The organism is Pseudomonas sp. GW822-FHT06D10 (genome assembly GCF_058799535.1).
This window is the reverse complement of record NZ_JBXALN010000006.1, coordinates 376,424-390,440: the sequence shown is the minus strand read 5'-3', so window position 1 is coordinate 390,440 and position 14,017 is coordinate 376,424. Positions and strand designations below refer to the sequence as shown.

Below are 14,017 nucleotides of genomic sequence, written 5' to 3'. Positions count from 1 at the left end.
GAGTTTCAGGCCCCCGCGTCACTTGAGGGCGCTCGCACTGCGCGGCAGCGGCTACAGATCTTCGCGCCCTCAATGCCCGCGCAAGGCCTGCAGTTTCGCCAGCACGCCGGCTGCAGTCTGCTCGCCCATCATCTGCTCACGTACCTTGCCCTTGTCGTCGATGATGTAGGTCACCGGCAGCGCCTCGCTGCGTGGCAGATCGAAGAGCTCCGCGGGGTTCCGTGCCAGCACGGTAAACTTGATCCCCAGCTTCTCGCTGGCGCTCTTTAGCTCTTCACCCTGCACATTGTCGAAGTTGACCCCCATCACCGATGCCGACTGCCCCTTGAGCTGCTCGTTCAGGGCATTGAGTTCCGGGATCTCGGTACGACAAGGCCCGCACCACTCGGCCCAGTAGTTGAGCACCAGCCACTGCTTGTCGATACGCTCGGCGGCGACTTTCTGGCCATACTGGTCGACCCCGTAGTCATTGCCACAACCGCCCAGCAGCAGGGTTGTGATGATCGCCAATACCGCCGCCAATTGCCTTGCCATGCGCTGTTTCCTGTCTTGAAAGATGTCTTGAAAAATAACCGTCGACCCAGGGTCGCTGCGACCTAACGACTCCCAAGGTTCAGGAGTGCCCGTCGCGCGGGTAGAATAGCCGCCACCTTACGCAAGATGCGACCCGCACATGACCGATCTGACGCTTTATCACAACCCGCGCTGCTCGAAATCCCGCGGTGCGCTGGAACTTCTGGAACAACGCGGCCTGGCCCCGACCGTGGTCCGCTACCTGGAAACCCCACTGGATGCCGCCCAGTTGCGCAGCCTTCTGGCCAAGCTCGGCCTCAGCGCGCGCCAGCTATTGCGCACCGGCGAGGACGAGTACAAGACCCTCAACCTGGCCGACCCGAGCCTCAGCGAAGAGCAACTGGTCGCCGCCATTGCCCAGCACCCGAAACTCATGGAGCGGCCGATTCTCGAAGCCGGCGACAAGGCCATCATTGGCCGGCCGCCGGAGAACGTGCTGGAGATCCTGCCTTGAGCGCGCCCTATATCCTGGTCCTGTACTACAGCCGCAACGGCTCGACCAACGAGATGGCCCGGCAGATCGCCCGCGGCGTCGAGCAGGCCGGCCTGGAGGCTCGTCTGCGCACTGTCCCGGCGATCTCCGCGGAATGCGAGGCGGTCACCCCGGACATCCCCGACAGCGGCGCCCTGTACGCCAGCCTCGACGATCTGAAGCACTGCTCAGGGCTGGCCCTGGGCAGCCCGACCCGCTTCGGCAACATGGCAGCGCCGCTGAAGTATTTTCTCGACGGTACCAGCAACCTCTGGCTGACCGGTGCCCTGGTGGGCAAGCCTGCCGGCGTGTTCACCTCGACCGCCAGCCTGCATGGCGGCCAGGAAGCCACCCTGCTATCGATGATGCTGCCATTGCTGCATCACGGCATGCTGATCACCGGCCTGCCCTACAGCGAGTCGGCCCTGCTGGAAACCCGCGGTGGCGGCACGCCGTATGGCGCCAGCCACCATGCCGGAGCAGATGGCAAGAGCCCACTGGACGAACACGAGATTGCCCTGTGCCGGGCCCTGGGCCTGCGTCTGGCGAAAACCGCCCTGCGACTGGAGAACGGCCGTGGCTAAGAAGCCGAAGATCCTGCCCCCGGTGGAATGGCTGGAGCCCCGGGTCCGCCTGATGCGAATCCTCAGCCTGGTCTGCTTCTTCGGCCTGGTGGGGCTGCTTTGCGGGTATTACCTGCTGGTGGCCGATCTGCACGGTGCCCGCCCCTGGGTCATCCTGCTGATCGAGCTGGTGCCGCTGCTGCTGATGGCCCCCGGCATGCTCAGCGGCAGTGCCCGTGGCCATTCGTGGATGTGCTTCGTGGTCAACCTGTACTTCATCAAGGGCGCCCTGGCGGCCTACGACCCGAACCGCCAAATGTTCGGCCTGCTGGAGATGTTCGCCAGCCTGGCCGTGTTCACTTCGGCGCTGCTCTACGTGCGCTGGCGCTTCCAGCTTGATCGCCGGCTCGCGGGCGAAGGCGCCAGCCCGGCCTGAATCCGCCCCAGGTTCCCCGGCCCCCGGGGAACTTGTAATGCCGCCAAAGGCCCCAACCTTGGTCAACAGACTTTCCGACCCTCCCGACCGTCCCGGAGCAGGCATGCACGATTACAAATGGCTGAATGAATACTGTCTCAACCGCTTCGGTTCCGCTGCGGCCCTGGAAGCCCAGTTGCCCACCCCGGCCAGCGACGACTACCTGCGCGCATTGAGCGCCGATCGCTACCTCTCGACCCTGGCTCTGCGGGTTTTCCGCGCCGGGCTCAAACACAGCCTGGTGGACGCCAAATGGCCGGCGTTCGAGCAGGTGTTTTTTGGCTTCGATCCGGAGAAGGTCGTGCTGATGGGCGCCGAGCACCTGGAGCGGCTGATGCAGGACACGCGGATCATCCGCCACTTGGGCAAGCTCAAGAGCGTGCCGCGCAACGCGCAGATGATCCTCGATGTGCAAAAGCAGCACGGCAGCTTTGGCGCCTTCATCGCCGACTGGCCGGTGCATGACATCACCGGGCTCTGGCAGTACCTGGCCAAACATGGCAACCAGATGGGCGGGCTGTCTGCCCCGCGCTTCCTGCGCATGGTGGGCAAGGACACCTTTATCCCCACCTGGGACGTGGTCGCGGCCCTCAATGCCCAGAACATCATCGACAAGGTGCCCAGCAGCAAACGCGACCAAGCCCTGGTGCAGGAAGTATTCAACCAATGGCAGCACGAGAGCGGCCGGCCACTGTGCCAGCTGTCGGCAATGCTGGCCTACACCGTCAATCACTGAGCCGCCCGCTCCCCGGCATCACTTCCTGCCCGAAACAACGGGCAGGAAAACCTCCCTTCTCATGCCCGTCCTCCAGCCCAAGCTGACAATAAGCTGAACTAAACGCGAGGTTTTTTCATCCGCTGTTTTTTATCGGATAAAGTTCGCCTCGCACTTGCCTCAACGATAAAAACGAAACTCCGGGAATAACCTCTCGAAGCCATCTGACGTGCATAACCGGATAACAAAGCAGCGTTCGGGCCAACAACCTGAACAAAGGCTGTCTGGTTTTAAAAGAACTGCCGTCGACCATTCGTTTTTTTCACATTGCTTTCACTCTTCGCCCACCTGGCCCGACCTAAATTGGCCCCAGTTGCAGTGCGGGCTCCAGTGACTGCATGTCGTTCGTCTTCAGCGCACCAGTTCCAACCCGAATAACCAACACTCGGCAAAAGCCTACTCAGGTACACCTCGTGCTCAACACCGCTGAATCCGGCACTGGCAACAAGCCCCCCCGAACCTGGCGAGTCGTCGGTGGCGTCTGTGCGGCGACCCTGGCAATCCTGGTCAGCGGCTTTGTCCTGTGGCCCGTCACGCCTCGCGACCTGGGGGTCGGCAACCAGATGCAGCAGGCCAACATCTACCGTCACTGGCAAGGGGGTGAAGTGATAGTCCTGGTCCGCCATGCCGAGCGTTGTGACCGCTCCGCCAACCCCTGCCTGGGGCCCGCCGATGGTATTACCCAATTCGGAAGCCACAGCGCCAGCGACCTGGGACGAGCCTTTCGCACCCTGGGCATGGCCGCCACTGATGTCATCAGCAGCCCCGCAACCCGCACCCGGCAAACGTCGGAATTCATGTTCAGCGGTGCGGCGCAGACCCAGGACTGGCTGGCCACCTGTGACGAGCATTTCCAGCAGACGATCAAGGCGCACAAGTCACTCAGGCGCAATCTGATCCTGATAACCCACAGCGACTGCATCAGCAGCCTGGAACGCCAACTGGGCTACCCGCACGCCCTGGCCAGCGAATACACCAGCTCGCTGTTTATCACCCTGGATCCGCAAGGCCACATGCAAGTACTGGGAACCCTGGATGCAGGCAGCTGGCAGCGTGTACTTGATCAACCCCTTGAGTAACTAGTAACTGTTTTTAACAACATACCAACAGACTTTATTAGGGGAAGCGACACACTTGCCGGCTAATTAATTGACTTAACAAGTTTCTGTACTAATAAGAAACGGAAAGCCGCATTTATGAAAAAACTCTCAAACAAATGAATGCTGCCCGCTGAAACTTCGCGAACTTTGGAAAGCCAGTAATTCGACCAAATTGACGCTTTGTCAGCAACCCCCAGCAAATAACGAAATCGCTATCGGCCAATGACTTCGAGGATACAAATGCACCGCACTTCGCCGCCCCCTGCTTATGGAGCAAGCGCCCCGCCGTCCGGCTTTACCCTCGGCGCAAGTACAACCAGCACTCTCCAGCGCTGGGCACTTCCTCTGTTGCTCGTGGCCTTCGGCCTGTTCTACCTGGTACCTCTGACCAGCCACGGCCTGTGGATTCCCGACGAGACCCGCTACGCCCAGATCAGCCAGGAAATGCTGCTCAGTGGCGACTGGGTGGCGCCACACTTCATGGGCATCCGCTATTTCGAGAAGCCCATCGCCGGCTATTGGTTGATCGCCATCGGCCAAGCGATCTTTGGCGACAACCTGTTCGGCGTGCGCATTGCCTCGGCCCTAAGCACCGGCCTGAGCGTACTGCTGGCCTACCTGATCACCCGCCGCATGTGGAACGACCCGCGAAAGAGCCTCGCCGCCGCCTTGCTTTATATGAGCTTCGGCCTGATTGCCGGGCAAGCCGGATACTCCAACCTTGATCCGCAGTTCACCTTGTGGGTCAACCTGAGCCTGGTAGCCCTGTGGTTCGCCCTGGACGGCCGGACCACCCGCGAACGCCTGCTGGCATGGGCCGGGCTGGGCGTCGCCTGTGGCATGGGCTTCATGACCAAGGGTTTCCTGGCCTGGCTGTTGCCCGTACTCATCGCCCTGCCCTACATGATCTGGCAACGCCGTCTGGGTGAACTGCTGCGCTACGGACTGGTGGCCGTGCTGGTAGCGATCGGCATCAGCCTGCCCTGGGTATTGAGCATTCACGCCCACGAGCCCGACTTCTGGCGCTTCTTCTTCTGGCACGAGCACATTCGCCGCTTCGCCGCCGACAACGCCCAACATACCCGCCCCTGGTGGTTCTACCTGCCGCTGCTAGTGGCCTCCAGCCTGCCCTGGGCAGCCCTGTTGCCGGGCACATTCATGCAAGCCTGGAAAGACAAGCGCCAGGCCCCGACCGGTTTCCTGCTGCTGTGGTTCCTGCTGCCCCTGGCGTTCTTCAGCCTGAGCCGCGGCAAGCTGCCAACCTACATCATGCCGTGCCTGCTGCCTCTGGCCGTGCTCATGGGCAGCGCCCTGATCGACCGTATCAACGCCAGCCAGGGCCGGAGCATCCGCATCAACAGCCTGCTCAACCTGCTGATCGGCGTGGCGGCCATGGTGGCCCTGCTGTACATCCAGCTCACCCGGCCGGTCTACGGCCACAACGAGATGCTCGGCCTGTCCCTGGTGTTCATCATGCTGATGGGCTGGATCATCGCCAACCTGCTGCCGGCCGCCCGTCCGCTGCAGTACTGGGCGGCCCCGGCCCTGGGCATCTGGTTGCTGGTGGCCCTGCTGCCGGCGGGCATGCCGGGGTTCATCGTGCATAACCAGATGCCGGACCAGTTCATCAAGGAACATATCGAAGAACTCAGGCAGACCAAGAGCCTGCTGAGCAATGACCTGGGCACCGCCTCGGCCCTGGCCTGGCGCCTGCAACGCCCGGAGGTGACGCTGTACAACACTGAGGGCGAATTGAAATATGGCCTGGCTTATGCTGATTCGGCGCAGCGCAAGGTAAGCATGGCCGAGGTCGGGCAGTGGGTCAGCGAGGCCCGCAAACAGGGTTCGGTGGGTGTGGTGATGCGGGTCAAGGACGTGGTGGAAAGCGAGGAAGTGGCGCTGCTGCCGCCCGGAGGCAAGCGCTATGAGGAAGGCAATATGCTGGTCCTGATCCTGCCACAAAGCCAACCCTGACCCTGGGTACCCTTGTAACGATAGCGCCGACCAGGGTTGGCGCTGGCTTTTCTTCACGCTTCGATGCCCTGGATGGCTGCGACTTTTCCCACCGCCGCTCTGGAAATCCATCTATGAATCTGTTTCGCAGCGAACGCGGGGCCCTGGCCCTGCTGCTCGGCGTGTCTGCCTTGATCCTGCTGCTGGGCCTGGGCTCCCGTGAACTCTGGGGGCCGGAGACCCGCTGGGCCAACATCGCTTTGCAGATGTTGCAGAGTGGCAACTATTTCGACCCTTACCTCAAGGGCGCTCCCTACTACGACAAGCCCCTGCCCTCCTACTGGCTGATTACCGCTAGCGCCTGGCTGATGGGGGGCCTGGGGCACTGGTCGCTGCGCCTGTCCTCGGTGATCGCCGCATGGCTGAGCATCTGGCTGGTTTACCTGATCGGCGAACGGCTGTTCCACAAAGGCACTGGGCTGATCGCCGGCTGGATGCTGGCCACCACCTTCTATTTCGCCTTCTGGGCGCGGGTGGCCACGGCCGACATCCTGACCGTCTGTGGCGTATTGGCTGCAGTGTGGTGGTACTGGCGCGGCCCGGGAGATACCCGCCTGGGCCGCTATACGGTGTTCTTCCTGATACTGGCGGCGACCTCGCTGCTCAAGGGGCTGATCGGCTTCGTCCTGCCGGGGCTGATCCTGTTGCCACACCTGCTGAGCCAGGGGCGCTGGAAACGCCACCTGAACCTGCGCCTGGTGCTGGCCTTGAGCATCGCCGCGCTGTTCTACATGGTGCCCTTCGTTCTCTCGCACCTGTACGGCGCTCCCAGCTACGGGGAAAGCGGCCTGAGCCTGGTGTTTCGCGAGAATGTGGTGCGTTTCTTCAACCCCTTCGACCATGTCGGGCCGATCTACACCTACCTGATCTACCTGCCGGCCTATACCTTGCCCTGGGCACCCTGCTGGATCCTCGGCCTATGGCTGGCGGCCCGGCACTGGCGCCAGTTGCAACCCAATGAACGCTGGCTGGTGTGGGCCCTGGGGCTGCTGTTCCTGTTCTTCACCGCCAGTGGCAGCCGGCGCAGCTATTACGTTCTGCCCCTGGTGCCTTTCGCTCAGTTGCTCGGTGCCTGGTGGCTCAACCGTCGGCTGCAGCTACGCCAGGCCGCCGGCAAACCCGTTTCCCGTGGCTGGCCCCTCGGCTTCTCCTGTGCGGCCCTGGTCATGCTGCTGGCGCTGGGGGTTGCCTACCCCTGGAGCAACAGCGGCGGGGGGGTGATGCAGTTCAGCGCCGATACCCGCGCTGCCGCGAGCCGGATCGCTCCCTGGAATCAATGGCGGATGGTCATGGTGGAAATCGATAACAAACTGCCGATGTACCTGCAGAACCAGGGCGCTCCCTTCTACTACGTGGCAGAAACTGCGGATTTCCCGCGTAACGGCAGCAGCGCGGACTTCATGGCCTGGCTGGACAAGACCAGTGGCCAGCACTGGGACCCGCAGCGCACCCTGATCTTCGTCCAGCAGAAGCACGATGAACCGCTGATGCTGGGGTATCTGGGCGAAGATCATCAACTGCTCCGCACCATCCCGACCAACGGTGAGCGCCTGGCCAAGAAACCGGCGCAAGGCAGCGTGGCCTTCATTCCCCGCATGCCGGGGAGCTGAATGACCGGGCTGCGCAAGCGCAGCCCGGATTCACCAGGATCGGATCAGAGGTTCACCACATTGACGAAACGCGGCGTGGCGCTGTCGTCGATGCGCAGGCTGGTGAAGTCGAACAGAGTGCGGTCCGCCAGTTGCGAGGGGATCACGTTCTGCAGGCCGCGGAAGATGCTTTCGGTACGCCCTGGAGTCTTGCGCTCCCATTCCTGAAGCATCTCCTTGACCACCTGGCGTTGCAGGTTCTCCTGGGAACCGCAGAGGTTGCACGGGATGATCGGGAACTGCTTGAGGTCGGAATAGGCCTGGATGTCCTTCTCGCTGCAGTAGGCCAGCGGCCGGATTACCACGTTGCGCCCGTCATCGGCCAGCAGCTTGGGCGGCATGGCCTTGAGCGAACCGTTGTAGAACATGTTGAGGAAGAAGGTCTCGACGATATCGTCGCGGTGGTGACCCAAGGCCATCTTGGTGGCGCCTATTTCGTCGGCGAAGGTATACAGGGTGCCGCGACGCAGGCGCGAGCACAGCGAGCAGGTGGTCTTGCCTTCCGGGATCAGCTCCTTGACCACCGAATAGGTATCCTTCTCGACAATGTGGTACTCGATCCCCAGTTCCTTGAGGTAGGCCGGCAGCACGTGCTCGGGAAAGCCTGGCTGTTTCTGGTCCATGTTCACCGCGACGATCTCGAACTTGATCGGCGCCACCTTCTGCAGGTGCAGCAGCACGTCGAGCATGGTGTAGCTGTCCTTGCCGCCGGACAGGCAGACCATGACCTTGTCGCCCTCTTCGATCATGTTGAAATCGGCGACCGCCTCGCCCGCCTGGCGGCGAAGACGTTTCTGCAGTTTGTTCTGGTTGACCGTAAGAGTGCCCATGGCGCTTGAAATCCGCGAGGTATGTGACGAAAAGCCGGACATTTTACGCAAAAACCCCAGCCCCGTGAAAGCGCCGCAGAGCAGCGGTGCCGGTGCTGCAATGACAGATGCAGCAGCGATTAGCCCGGGGGTTTACAGCGCAATTTGCTCTAAAGGTGCGCACATCTGCGGAAAACTCCTCCCTATACTGCGACATAAGGTCGCACGCACATATAGACCTATACTGACTGTGCCACTTGGCTGTAAGCGCTCCGTTGGGGGGCGATGGCAACAATAAAGGAGTGACTGACCATGATTCATCATGTCGTAGGACTCTTCACCCACCCCGATCAGGAATGGCGAGACATCCGTGGCGATGCCGAGGAAAGCATCAGCCACATGTACCTCACCCATACGCTGATCCTCGCGGCAATCCCCGCCATTTCGGCTTTTATCGGCACCACCCAGGTCGGCTGGGTCATCGGCAATCGCGCGCCGGTGATGCTGACCATGGAAAGCGCCCTGTGGATGACCATCATGTCGTACCTGGCCATGCTCGGCGGCGTGGCGGTGATGGGCGCGTTCATCCACTGGATGGCCCGGACCTATGACGCCAGCCCGAGCCTGGCACGCTGCGTGGCCTTTGCCACCTACACCGCCACACCGCTGTTCGTCGGTGGCCTGGCGGCGCTGTACCCGCACATGTGGCTGGGCATGATCGTCGGCACTGCCGCCATCTGCTACACGGTCTACCTGCTGTATGTCGGGCTGCCGACCTTCATGAATATCCCGTCGGACGAGGGGTTCCTGTTTTCCAGCTCAGTGCTGGCAGTAGGCCTGGTGGTACTGGTCGCGATCATGGCCTTCACCGTGATTGTCTGGGGCCTGGGCGTCGGCCCCGTGTACACCAACTGACGCCGCACCAATAATAATCCTCTGTCTGCCAGCACAGGCCGCCGCAAGGCGGCCTTCTTATGGGCGCGGGGTGGATGACCATTCGGCGCCTGGGCGATTCGGAATCCCCCCTGTTTGCGGCATACTCACTCCCTCTGGAGAGCCGTTAAGCATGCCCGAGCAACTCAATACCCGCGTCGAAGATTGTTTCCAACTCGCTGAATCCTTTTTCAAACGTCCTTTCAAACGCCCGGTGGTCAGCCTCAAGTTGCGTGGCCAGAAAGCCGGTGTCGCCCATTTGCACGAGAACCTGCTGCGCTTCAACCCGCAGCTGTACCGGGAAAACACCGAGGACTTCCTCAAGCAGACCGTGGCCCACGAAGTGGCACACCTGATCGCCCACCAACTGTTTGGCGAACGTATCCAGCCCCACGGTGAAGAGTGGCAACTGATCATGCGCGGGGTGTACGAACTGCCGCCCAATCGTTGTCATACCTACGACGTCCAGCGTCGCAGCGTGACCCGCTATATCTACCGCTGCCCCTGCGCCGAGAGCGATTTCCCGTTCTCCGCCCAACGCCACAAACTGGTGGCCCAGGGGCGTCGCTATCTGTGCCGGCGTTGTCGGCAAACCCTGGTCTACAGCGGGGAAACCAGGGTCGAGTGACAGTTTTAAAGCACTGCCTCGGCAAACCCGCAGCTACGCGATGACCCGCTCGCGCCGCAGTGCCTCGATGCGCTCGGCGCTGTAGCCCAGTTCCTCCAGCACCTGATCGGAATGCGCCCCCAACCTGGCGCCAATATGCCGCGGCTCTGGCAGCCCCTCGGAAAACTTCAACGGGCAGGCCATCTGCGCCTGCCGGCTGCCGTCTTCACGGGGCACCTGGCTGACCAGTTGCCTGGCCTGCAACTGCGGATGTTCCAGGGCCTCGCCCAGGCTCAGCACCGGCTCGACGCAGGCATCGAAACCAGCGAACAGCTGGCACAACTCGGCGAAATCGTGTTTCTCGAATTCGACCTGCAAGGCCTGCTTCAGTGCCTGTTGCTGTTCGGGCAAGGGAGACAGCCCTTGGGCCGCCAGTTCCGGGCGGCCCAGGGCCTGACACAACTGCTGCATGAATACCGGCTCCAGACTGCCCACCGACAGCCAGCGCCCGTCCCGGCTGCGGTAGTAGTCATAAAAGCTGCCACCATTGAGCACCTGCTGCTCCATTCCGGGCTCGACCCCACAGGCCAGGTAGCCGGCACCGGCCATGGCGTTCAGACTGAACACGCAGTCGGTCATGCTCACGTCCAGGTACTGTCCCTGGCCGCTATGCTGGCGCGCGATCACCGCCGCCAACAGGCCGATCACCCCATGTAGCGAGCCCCCGGCGATATCCGCGGCCTGGATGCCCAGGGGTAATGGCCCCTGATCGCGGCGGCCGGTCTGGCTGGCCAGCCCGGCCAGGGCCAGGTAGTTGATGTCATGCCCGGCGCGATCCCGGTAGGGGCCGGTCTGGCCATAGCCGGTAATGGAGACGTAGATCAGCCGCGGGTTGATCGCCTTCAAGGCCTGGTAACCCAGCCCCAGGCGCTCCATCACGCCCGGGCGGAACTGTTCGAGAACAATGTCGTAGTCCTGCACCAGTTGCCGCACCACCTCCAGCGCTTCGGGACGCTTGAGGTCCAGGGCCAGGCTGCGCTTGTTGCGGTTGAGATAGGCATGGCTGGCGGAAACCCCGGCATCGTGGGGCGGCAACACCCGCAACAGATCCATGCGGGTCGGCGACTCGATGCGCAGGACCTCGGCGCCCATGTCCGCCAGCAGCAACGAGGCGAAGGGCCCCGGCAGCAGGGTGGAGAAATCCAGTACCTTGAGTGACGCCAACGGCCCTTGCATAGCCCTCTCCTCTTGATCGGCAGCCCATAGAGTAGGCAGCCGCGACGCCCGCAACAATCACCGCAACAGTCAGCCGGGCTGACCGTTGCGCTCAATCGCCAGGCAATAAAAAACCCGCCGAAGCGGGTTCTTTATATAGCTCAAGGCTTACTTGATGCTCGGTGCCGGGCCTTCGGCCACACCCAGGTCATCGGTTTCACGGGTGTCGGTAATCGGCCGGCCACCGGAAGCCAGCTCGGATTGCAGCTTGTCTTCGTCCAGCTCCTTGACCCACTTGGCAACCACTACGGTAGCCACGGCGTTGCCCACCAGGTTGGTCAGGGCGCGAGCTTCGGACATGAAGCGGTCGATACCCAGGATCAGCGCCAGGCCGGCCACCGGCAGGTGCCCCACGGCCGACAGGGTCGCGGCCAGGACGATGAAGCCACTGCCCGTCACACCGGCAGCGCCTTTGGAAGACAGCAGCAGCACCAGCAGCAGGGTGATCTGGTGAGTGATGTCCATGTGGGTATCAGTGGCCTGGGCGATGAACACCGCAGCCATGGTCAGGTAGATCGAAGTACCGTCGAGGTTGAACGAATAACCGGTAGGGATCACCAGGCCGACCACCGACTTCTTGGCGCCCAGGCGTTCCATCTTGATCAGCATGCGCGGCAGGGCCGATTCCGAGGAGGAAGTCCCCAGCACGATCAGCAGTTCTTCACGGATGTAGCGGATCAGCTTGATCACGCTGAAGCCGTGGGCGCGGCAGATTGCCCCCAGGACCACCAGTACGAACACCACGCAGGTGATGTAGAAGCAGATCATCAGTTGGCCCAGTTGCACCAGCGAACCCACACCGTAGGCACCGATGGTGAACGCCATGGCGCCCAGCGCACCCAGGGGCGCGAGCTTCATGATCATGTTGATGATGTTGAACATCACATGGGCGAAACGGTCGATGAAATCCAGCACCGGCTTGCCGTAGGCACCCAGGCGATGCAGGGCGAAACCGAACACCACGGAGAACATCAGCACCTGCAGGATATCGCCATTGGCGAAGGCGCCGACGATGGTGGCCGGGATGATGTTGAGGATGAAGCCGACGATGCTCTGGTCATTACCGGCAGTCACGTAGGCTGCAACTTTCGAGGCGTCCAGGGTCGAAGCGTCGATGTGCATGCCGGCCCCCGGCTGCACCACGTTGACCACGATCAGGCCGATCAGCAGGGCGATGGTGGAGACGATTTCGAAGTACAGCAGCGCATAGCCGCCGGTCTTGCCCACCGACTTCATGTTCTGCATGCCGGCGATACCACTCACCACGGTACAGAAAATGATCGGAGCGATGACCATCTTGATCAGTTTGATGAAGCCGTCACCCAGGGGCTTGAGAGCCACGCCGGTCTGAGGGTAGAAGTGGCCGAGCAGGATGCCGATGGCGATGGCAACGATCACCTGGAAATACAGGGATTTGTACAGTGGCTGACGAGTCGTCATTGCAAGTTTCCTCAAGAGCCCCGGCATGCACTTTCCGTCGATGCATGCGGTGCCTAAAGTGCGAACCCTCCTGCGCTGGAGGGATTTGTTGTGTCGAGCTGCGTGCTGGCAGATCTTCCGGCTCTATCGCAAAGCCCGTGCCACCTTGTGAAAAAGCCTTGCAGGCCTTTAGACATCAGGGGTGCGAGCTGATCCTTGCATCCGTTGCGCAGGTAGAAGCTGGCGGATTTCCGCCCACTCACCCTCTCTCGTCCTACAATTTGGCGGATATCCGCCTTGTTCCCTTCCTGGGGGCTGGCTAAGATCCGCCACTCAATGGACGGACCTGCCTGCATGCGCGAACGCACCATCGCCAGCCACTTTGCCCGTGCCGCCCTGGGCGGAGCACGCCGGCACGGCTATGACTACGCGCCCCTGCTGCATCAGTTGGGCATCAGCCCCGAACTGCTGAACCAACCCAAGGCCCGTATCGCCCCCGAGCAATTCACCCGTCTATTGCAGCAACTGTGGCTGGAGCTGGATGACGAGTACCTCGGGTTCGGCCATGGCCCCAGCAAGCGCGGGACCTTCGCCATGATGTGCCACGCGCTGATCCACTGCCGTACCTTGGAAAAAGCACTCAATCGCGGCTTATTATTTTATAGCCTGTTTCCGGAAGCCCCGCGTCTGAGTCTGACGCGTGAAGGAGAAATGGCCCGGCTGAGCCTGGATGATTCCGAGCTATGGGATCCCGAGCACTTTCTCAGCGAGAGCCTGCTGGTGATCTGGCATCGCCTCGGCAGTTGGTTGATCGGCCAGCGCATCCGCCTGGAGCAGGCCTGCTTCAGCTACCCCAAGCCCGATCACGGCGCGGAATACGACCTGCTTTTCCCTTGCCCGCTGCAATTCACCCAGGAGCGCAGCAGCCTGCTGTTCCACAGTCGCTACCTGGGCATGCCGCTGCTGCAGGACGAACGCACCCTCAAGCACTTTCTCGAACGCTCTCCCGCCGACCTGTTGTCGCGCCCGGATGAAGGCGACAGCCTCAGCAGCCAGCTGCGCCGCCTGCTCAGTCGCGACCGCGAGCACTGGCCCGACCTGGAAAGCGTCGCCCAGCACCTGCACGTCAGCCCGCAGACCCTGCGCCGGCATCTACGCGAAGAAGGTTCGAGCTTTCAGGAGCTGAAGGATGAGCTGCGCCGCGACATTGCCATCTACCACCTCGGCCGGGCCGACCTGTCATTGCAACAGATCGCCGAACAACTGGGCTTTTCCGAGCCCTCGGCCTTTCACCGGGCGTTCAAGAAATGGACCGGCCTGACCCCGGGCGCCTACCGCGCCCGGGAACAGTAGC

At 62.1% G+C, this 14,017-nt stretch carries 14 protein-coding genes; 10 read left to right on the top strand and 4 right to left on the bottom strand.

The window, feature by feature from the left end; translation table 11 throughout:
* Window positions 1–69: 69 nt before the first annotated feature.
* The gene (locus tag AC1RL5_RS22470) at window positions 70–534 is read right to left on the bottom strand and encodes a TlpA disulfide reductase family protein (RefSeq protein ID WP_011062718.1); all 465 of its coding nucleotides are present in this window, start codon (window positions 532–534) and stop codon (window positions 70–72) included.
* A 139-nt stretch (window positions 535–673) separates the two neighbouring features.
* Between AC1RL5_RS22470 and arsC the strand changes: the two genes are divergently transcribed.
* The 7 genes from arsC (at window position 674) to AC1RL5_RS22435 (ending at window position 7,581) form a co-directional block, all read left to right on the top strand.
* Complete coding sequence (gene arsC / locus AC1RL5_RS22465) at window positions 674–1,027, top strand: arsenate reductase (glutaredoxin) (protein ID WP_041119496.1); 354 nt, start codon at window positions 674–676, stop codon at window positions 1,025–1,027.
* A complete protein-coding gene (gene wrbA / locus AC1RL5_RS22460) occupies window positions 1,024–1,629 on the top strand; it encodes an NAD(P)H:quinone oxidoreductase (RefSeq protein WP_041752480.1) in 606 nt (201 codons plus the stop codon). The genes arsC and wrbA overlap by 4 nt, the downstream gene beginning before the upstream one ends.
* Complete coding sequence (locus AC1RL5_RS22455) at window positions 1,622–2,044, top strand: DUF2069 domain-containing protein (protein ID WP_041752482.1); 423 nt, start codon at window positions 1,622–1,624, stop codon at window positions 2,042–2,044. The genes wrbA and AC1RL5_RS22455 overlap by 8 nt, the downstream gene beginning before the upstream one ends.
* A gap of 103 nt (window positions 2,045–2,147) precedes the next feature.
* Entirely contained in the window at window positions 2,148–2,819 is a 672-nt protein-coding gene (locus tag AC1RL5_RS22450) for a DNA-3-methyladenine glycosylase I (protein ID WP_072450695.1), read from the top strand.
* A gap of 452 nt (window positions 2,820–3,271) precedes the next feature.
* Window positions 3,272–3,937: a lipopolysaccharide core heptose(II)-phosphate phosphatase PmrG gene (gene pmrG, locus AC1RL5_RS22445; RefSeq protein WP_072450696.1), complete on the top strand. Its 666-nt coding sequence runs from the start codon at window positions 3,272–3,274 to the stop codon at window positions 3,935–3,937.
* A gap of 243 nt (window positions 3,938–4,180) precedes the next feature.
* Window positions 4,181–5,932: a lipid IV(A) 4-amino-4-deoxy-L-arabinosyltransferase gene (gene arnT / locus AC1RL5_RS22440; protein ID WP_072450697.1), complete on the top strand. Its 1,752-nt coding sequence runs from the start codon at window positions 4,181–4,183 to the stop codon at window positions 5,930–5,932.
* A gap of 113 nt (window positions 5,933–6,045) precedes the next feature.
* Entirely contained in the window at window positions 6,046–7,581 is a 1,536-nt protein-coding gene (locus tag AC1RL5_RS22435; protein ID WP_072450698.1) for an ArnT family glycosyltransferase, read from the top strand.
* Between the two features lie 44 nt (window positions 7,582–7,625).
* On the opposite strand, the gene ttcA is transcribed toward AC1RL5_RS22435, so the two are convergent.
* Complete coding sequence (gene ttcA / locus AC1RL5_RS22430; protein ID WP_072450699.1) at window positions 7,626–8,450, bottom strand: tRNA 2-thiocytidine(32) synthetase TtcA; 825 nt, start codon at window positions 8,448–8,450, stop codon at window positions 7,626–7,628.
* 291 nt (window positions 8,451–8,741) lie between these two features.
* On the opposite strand from ttcA, the gene AC1RL5_RS22425 reads away from it, so the two are divergent.
* Together AC1RL5_RS22425 and AC1RL5_RS22420 are read left to right on the top strand one after the other, a co-directional pair.
* The gene (locus AC1RL5_RS22425) at window positions 8,742–9,344 is read left to right on the top strand and encodes a Yip1 family protein (RefSeq protein ID WP_011062727.1); all 603 of its coding nucleotides are present in this window, start codon (window positions 8,742–8,744) and stop codon (window positions 9,342–9,344) included.
* Window positions 9,345–9,495: 151 nt separating this feature from the next.
* Window positions 9,496–9,990 carry a SprT family zinc-dependent metalloprotease gene (locus AC1RL5_RS22420; protein WP_492589417.1) on the top strand — a complete coding sequence of 165 codons (495 nt, stop codon included), beginning with the start codon at window positions 9,496–9,498 and terminating at the stop codon, window positions 9,988–9,990.
* Between the two features lie 33 nt (window positions 9,991–10,023).
* Here the strand turns inward: AC1RL5_RS22420 and AC1RL5_RS22415 are convergent, their stop codons facing one another.
* Window positions 10,024–11,205 (bottom strand): CaiB/BaiF CoA transferase family protein, encoded by a 1,182-nt coding sequence (locus AC1RL5_RS22415; RefSeq protein WP_019094596.1) that lies wholly within the window; start codon window positions 11,203–11,205, stop codon window positions 10,024–10,026.
* A 147-nt stretch (window positions 11,206–11,352) separates the two neighbouring features.
* Window positions 11,353–12,684 (bottom strand): dicarboxylate/amino acid:cation symporter, encoded by a 1,332-nt coding sequence (locus tag AC1RL5_RS22410; RefSeq protein ID WP_011062730.1) that lies wholly within the window; start codon window positions 12,682–12,684, stop codon window positions 11,353–11,355.
* 333 nt (window positions 12,685–13,017) lie between these two features.
* On the opposite strand from AC1RL5_RS22410, the gene AC1RL5_RS22405 reads away from it, so the two are divergent.
* Window positions 13,018–14,016, top strand: a complete 999-nt coding sequence (locus AC1RL5_RS22405; RefSeq protein ID WP_041752486.1) for an AraC family transcriptional regulator — start codon at window positions 13,018–13,020, stop codon at window positions 14,014–14,016.
* The last annotated feature ends 1 nt before the right edge of the window (window position 14,017 follow it).